Source organism: Spirillospora sp. NPDC049652 (assembly GCF_040675125.1).
In the GTDB taxonomy this organism is placed as follows: Bacteria; Actinomycetota; Actinomycetes; order Streptosporangiales; family Streptosporangiaceae; genus Spirillospora.
The window spans coordinates 1-5,364 of the sequence record NZ_JBFAOF010000483.1 but is presented as its reverse complement, the minus strand read 5'-3'; the positions used below and the strand labels follow the sequence as shown (position 1 = coordinate 5,364).

Here is a 5,364-nt window from a genome sequence, read left to right as displayed (position 1 = left end):
GGGCCGCCGACGCCGCCGAGCTGAACGCGCTGCTGGTCGCGGACGGGCTGCGGGTGGCCGAGATCCGGCCGCAGCGGCACACGCTGGAGGAGGTCGTCCTGTCCCTGACCGGCACGAGCGCCGACCGTTTCGACCGCCTCCCGGGCGGTCCTCGGCAAGGCTCCCCGCAAGGTCCTCCGGACGGTCCCGTCGTGGACCGTGTCGACCGGCCGGCGGAGGCGCCGTGATCCGGACCGAGCTGGTGAAGATGCTGCGGCGGCCCCGGACGTGGGTGTCGCTGGCGCTGCTGTGCGGGCTGCCCGGGATCGTCGCGGGATTCCTCGGCGTGACGAAGGTGGCGCCGCCCGCCGGGCAGGGGCCGGCGTTCCTGTCGGCGGTGCTGTCCAACGGGACGCTGTACCCGGCGGCGGCGCTCGCGATGGTGCTGCCTCTGTTCCTGCCGGTGTCGGTCGCGGTCGTCGGCGGGGACGCGGTGGCGGGCGAGGCGGGCTCGGGGATGCTGCGCTACCTGCTGCTGCGTCCGGTCGGCCGGACCCGGCTGCTGGTCGCCAAGCTCGCCGCCCTCACCGGGTTCGTCCTGCTCGCCGTGGTCGCCGTGACGCTCAGCTCCTACGCGATCGGGGTGGCGGTGTTCGGCGCGAAGCCCGCCTCGGCGGTGACGGGCGCGAGCCTGGTCACCTCCATGTCCGGGACGGGCCTGACCACGCCGCAGGTGCTGCTGCGGCTGGCGTGCGCGATGCTCTACGTCGGGGTGTCGATGCTGGGCGTCGGCGCGATCGCGCTGTTCTTGTCCACGGTGACCGACTCGGCGCTCGGCGCGGCGCTGGGCGCGCTCGCCGCGCTCGTGACCAGCCAGATCCTGGTGTCGCTGGACGCGGCGGCGGCCGTCCACCCCTACCTGCCGACGCGCTACTGGCTGGCGTGGATCGACTTCTTCCGCGCGCCGGTGCTCTGGCACGACATCGAACGCGGGCTCGCGCTGCAGGGCGTCTACGTGGCCGTGTTCCTCGCCGCGGCCTGGGCCAACTTCGCCACCCGGGACGTCACGAGCTGAGCGCCCGCAGGCTCCGGCAGTCGGTCGCGACGGGGATCGTCATCGGGTCGGCGCCGAGGGCGCGCAGCACGATCCCGCCGACGAGCGGGTCGGACGGGAGGCCGTCGTGGCCCGTCCGGGCGTCCGCGCAGACGTCCTGGAGGACGACGTTGACCGCGCCGTCGAGCTGCGCCGAGTCCGGCGGCTGGACGGTCCGGTCGTGGGTCGTCCACACCGACATCCACTCGGGCCGGTCGCCGACCCGGTCGCCGAGGCCGCGCAGCAGCGGGCTGTCCGGGACGAGCTGGCGGCACGCCTCCGGGCACGCGCCCGGCGACAGCGCGAGCCCGGCCGCCGAGACGTCCGCGCCCTGGTGCGGCGAGCCGAGGGTGACGATCCGCCGGGCCTTGCGCGCGCCGTCGTGGTCGCGGGCCCACAGCCGCGCGACGACGCCGCCCGCCGAGTAGCCGACGACGTCCACCGAGGGCGCGCCGTCGCGCAGCAGGGCGGTCACCTTCCGGTCCAGCGCGTCCGCCTGTTTTCGCAGGTCACCGGTGCCGTCGCCGGGCGGGGCGGCGATCGTGGCGCGGCGGCCGAGGCGTTCGAGCCGGTCCGCGAGGACGGCCAGCCCGTCCGTCCCGCCGCCGTAGCCGGGGACGAGCACGACCGGGCCGGGCACGGACTGGTCGGCGGCCGGACCGGTGTGCCGTCCGGCGCGGGCGAGCGCGAACCGCCCGGCCGCGAGGAGGACGACCAGCGCGACCAGCGCCGTCATCCCGCCGACGTACCAGCGCCGTCGCGGACTGAGCCCACCCAACCACCACACACGTCCACATATACCCGCAAACCACCGGGCGCCGCGTTCCGTCTACCCTCCTCGGATGGCGTTCCTTCTCTCGCTGAACATCGGCGTCCCGCGCGACAACCCCTGGCAGAGCTACACCGGCACCGGAATCGACAAGCGCCCCGTGGACGGTCCCGTCCGGGTGGAGGCGCCCGGCCCCCGGGGCACCGGCGCCGTCGGCCTCGCGGGCGACCGCGTCCACAACCTGCGCCACCACGGCGGCGACGACCAGGCCGTGTACGCCTACGCCCGCGAGGACCTGGACGCCTGGGCCGCCGACCTCGGCCGCGACATCCCGAGCGGCTCGTTCGGCGAGAACCTCACCACGTCCGGCATCGACGCCAACGACGCGCGCATCGGCGAACGCTGGCGGGTCGGCCGCGATGTCCTGCTGGAGGTGTCCGCCCCGCGCATCCCGTGCCGGACGTTCGCCGGCTGGATGGACCTGCCCGGCTGGATCAGGACCTTCACCGCCCGCGCCCTGCCCGGCCCGTACTTCCGCGTGATCGAGCCCGGCGAGATCGCGGCGGGCGACGAGATCACCGTCGAGCACCGCCCGTCCCACGAGGTGAGCGTCGCGCTGGCCTTCCGCGCCCTGACCCTGGAGCCCGCGCTCCTCCCCCGCCTCCTGGACGCCGGCGACGCGCTCCCCGCGGACGTCCGGGAGAACGTCGCACGCCGACTTTCCCGATCGGAATGATCGGCGTGTGACGCGGGTTGCCCCGTTCAGGGGTGGACCGAGTACCGCGGCCCGAACACGGGCCCGAGCACAGAGGAGCGACACATGCAGTCGACGGCGATCGTGATCCGCGAGCAGGGCGGCCCTGAGGTGCTGCGGCCCGAGAAGGTGGACGTGCCGTCCGAGGTCGGCGCGGGTGAGGCGCTGGTCGAGATCGCGTACGCCGGGGTCAACTTCCTCGACATCTACCAGCGCGAGGGCCGCTACCAGATGGAGCTGCCGTACGTGCCGGGCTTGGAGGGCTCCGGACGCGTCGTCGCGGTCGGCGACGGCGTCACCGGGCTGAAGGCGGGCGACCGGGTCGCCTGGGACAGCATCGCCGGTTCGTACGCCGGGCACCTGGTCGCGCCCGCCGCGCGGCTGCTGCCCGTCGCGGACGACGTGGACGACGCGCAGGCCGCCGCGCTCCCCCTCCAGGGCCTGACCGCGCACTACCTGGCGACCGAGTCGCACCCCGTCCGCGCCGGGGAGACCGTCCTGGTCCACGCGGGCGCGGGCGGCACCGGTCTGGCGCTGACCCAGGTCCTGAAGATCCTCGGCGCGACCGTCGTCACCACGGTCTCCACCGAGGAGAAGGCCGAGATCTCGCGCGCGGCGGGCGCCGACCACGTCCTGGTCGGCTACGACGGCTTCGACGACCGCGTGCGCGAGCTGACCGGCGGCACCGGCGCCCACGCCGTCTACGACGGGGTCGGCCGGAGCACCTTCGACCGCTCCCTCGCGGCGGTGCGCCCGCGCGGGACGCTGGTCCTGTTCGGCGGGGCGAGCGGCCCCGTCCCGCCGGTCGACCCGATGCGCCTCAACGCCGCGGGCTCGATCAAGTTCACCCGTCCGAACCTCCAGCACTTCGTCGCCGACCCGGCCGAGCTCCACGCCCGCTACCGCGACGTCATCGGCTGGGCGTCGCAGGGCCGGCTGAACGTCCGCGTGCACGCCGAGTACCCGCTCGAAGAGGCCGCCCAGGCGCACCGCGACCTCGCCGGGCGCGGCACCACCGGCAAGCTCCTCCTGCGCGCCCGCTGACGCTCCCGGGGGCGGACGGCGCTTGCGGGGTGTCCCTTATCCGTCCGCCCCTCCCAGCAGGTCCCAGCGGTTCCCGGCGATGTCGAGGAAAACCGCGACCCGCCCGTACGGCTCGTCCCGGGGCTCTGTCACGAACCGCACCCCGGCCTCGACCATCCGCCGGTACATCGCGTCGAAGTCGTCCACGCGGAGGAAGAAACCGACCCGGCCCGCGACCTGGTCGCCGACCGCGCCGTGCTGCCGCTCCCCGTCGGCCCGCGCGAGCAGCAGCCCCGTCCCGCCGCCCGCCGGGCGGACCACCACCCACCGCTTGGGCCGTCCGTCGTTCGTGACCGCCGGGGAGTCCTCCACCAGCTCGAACCCCAGCACGCCGGTGAAGAACCCGATCGCCGGGTCGTACTCGTCCACCACCAGCGTCACAAGATCAATTCGCACCCGCCGATCCTAAATCCGGTTGCCCGGCCCGCCCGTTCCCGGTTCTCATGCTGGGGATGACTCCCATGCACGCCGACGAGGCGACCATCAGCGCGGATCTCGTCCGCCGCCTGCTGCGCGAGCAGTTCCCCGCGTGGGCCGACCTGCCGATCGAACGCGTCGAGTCGTCCGGGACGGTCAATGCGATCTTCCGGCTGGGCGAGGCCATGGACGTCCGCCTCCCCCGCACCGCGGGCGGCGTGAAGGGGCTGCTCAGAGAGCAGGAGTGGCTTCCGCGCCTGGCGCCGCTGCTGACCGTGCCCACCCCGGAGCTGCTCGGCCGCGGGAAACCCGGCGAGGTGTTCCCCTGGCCCTGGTCGGTGCACCGCTGGCTGGACGGCGCGCACCCCTCCCACACCGGCACCGACGCCGAGCTCGCCGTGGACCTGGCCGAGCTGGTCGCCGCGTTCCGGCGGATCCCGTTCCGGGACGGCCCGGCGTCCTACCGGGGCGGAACCCTGGCCGGGGTGGACGCCGCGACGCGCGCGGCCATCACGCGCCTCGAAGCCGACCTGGACACCGCGCTCGCGACGGCGCTGTGGGACGAGTCGGTCGGCGCCCCCGCCTGGGACGGCCCGCCGGCCTGGGCGCACTCCGACCTGCTGCCCGCCAATCTGCTGGTCGCGGGCGGACGGCTCAGCGGCGTCCTCGACTTCGGGACCGCCGGGCTGGGCGACCCGTCCTGCGACCTGATGCCCGCCTGGACCGTCCTCCCGGCGGACGCGCGCGGGACCTTCCGCGAGGCGGCCGGCGCGGACGAGGCGTCCTGGCTTCGCGGACGCGGCTGGGCCTTCTCCATGGCGCTGCTCGGGCTCCCGTACTACCGCGAGAGCAACCCGCCGTTCGCCGCCATGTGCCGCCGCACGATCGACGCCGTGCTCGCGGACGCGGACGGCTGACGGCTGACGGCTGACGGCTGACGGGGCCGGGCCTCGACGTCAGGACTGGCCGGGCGTGATGAGGCCGGTCTCGTAGGCGACGATGATGGCCTGGGCGCGGTCGCGGAGGTCGAGCTTGGACAGGATGCGGGCCACGTGGGTCTTGACCGTGGCCTCGCTGAGGTGCAGGTGGGCGGCGAGCTCGGCGTTGGTGCGGCCGCGGGCGAGCAGGCGGAGCACCTCCAGTTCGCGGGACGTGAGCGGGCCCAGGTCGCGGTGCAGGGCGGTGGCGTCCGCGCGGGCCGCGAAGCGCTCGACCAGGCGGCGGGTGATGGCCGGGGCCAGCAGCGCGTCGCCGGTGCGGACGAGGCGG

General features: G+C 75.0%; 8 protein-coding genes. 5 read left to right on the top strand and 3 right to left on the bottom strand.

Annotated elements, in window-relative coordinates:
* Both AB0J52_RS25765 and AB0J52_RS25760 read left to right on the top strand, forming a co-directional pair.
* Window positions 1-227: hypothetical protein (locus tag AB0J52_RS25765; protein ID WP_500184824.1), on the top strand; the 227-nt coding region annotated here is incomplete at its 5' end.
* Window positions 224-1,054 (top strand): ABC transporter permease, encoded by an 831-nt coding sequence (locus tag AB0J52_RS25760; protein ID WP_500184823.1) that lies wholly within the window; start codon window positions 224-226, stop codon window positions 1,052-1,054. The genes AB0J52_RS25765 and AB0J52_RS25760, both read left to right, overlap by 4 nt.
* Here the strand turns inward: AB0J52_RS25760 and AB0J52_RS25755 are convergent.
* Window positions 1,044-1,808: an esterase/lipase family protein gene (locus AB0J52_RS25755; RefSeq protein ID WP_500184822.1), complete on the bottom strand. Its 765-nt coding sequence runs from the start codon at window positions 1,806-1,808 to the stop codon at window positions 1,044-1,046. The two genes, AB0J52_RS25760 and AB0J52_RS25755, sit on opposite strands and share 11 nt — an antisense overlap.
* Before the next feature lie 106 nt (window positions 1,809-1,914).
* On the opposite strand from AB0J52_RS25755, the gene AB0J52_RS25750 reads away from it, so the two are divergent.
* Window positions 1,915-2,577: an MOSC domain-containing protein gene (locus AB0J52_RS25750; protein WP_500184821.1), complete on the top strand. Its 663-nt coding sequence runs from the start codon at window positions 1,915-1,917 to the stop codon at window positions 2,575-2,577.
* 84 nt (window positions 2,578-2,661) lie between these two features.
* On the top strand, window positions 2,662-3,639 hold the full coding sequence (locus AB0J52_RS25745; RefSeq protein WP_500184820.1) for a quinone oxidoreductase family protein: 978 nt from the start codon (window positions 2,662-2,664) through the stop codon (window positions 3,637-3,639).
* 36 nt (window positions 3,640-3,675) lie between these two features.
* Here AB0J52_RS25745 and AB0J52_RS25740 read toward each other — a convergent pair whose 3' ends face one another.
* Complete coding sequence (locus tag AB0J52_RS25740; protein ID WP_500184819.1) at window positions 3,676-4,074, bottom strand: VOC family protein; 399 nt, start codon at window positions 4,072-4,074, stop codon at window positions 3,676-3,678.
* Between the two features lie 56 nt (window positions 4,075-4,130).
* On the opposite strand from AB0J52_RS25740, the gene AB0J52_RS25735 reads away from it, so the two are divergent.
* Window positions 4,131-5,012 (top strand): aminoglycoside phosphotransferase family protein, encoded by an 882-nt coding sequence (locus AB0J52_RS25735; protein WP_500184818.1) that lies wholly within the window; start codon window positions 4,131-4,133, stop codon window positions 5,010-5,012.
* A 39-nt stretch (window positions 5,013-5,051) separates the two neighbouring features.
* Here the strand turns inward: AB0J52_RS25735 and AB0J52_RS25730 are convergent.
* Window positions 5,052-5,364, bottom strand: a 313-nt coding sequence (locus tag AB0J52_RS25730) for a response regulator transcription factor (RefSeq protein WP_500184816.1), incomplete at its 5' end; no start/stop codon positions are given.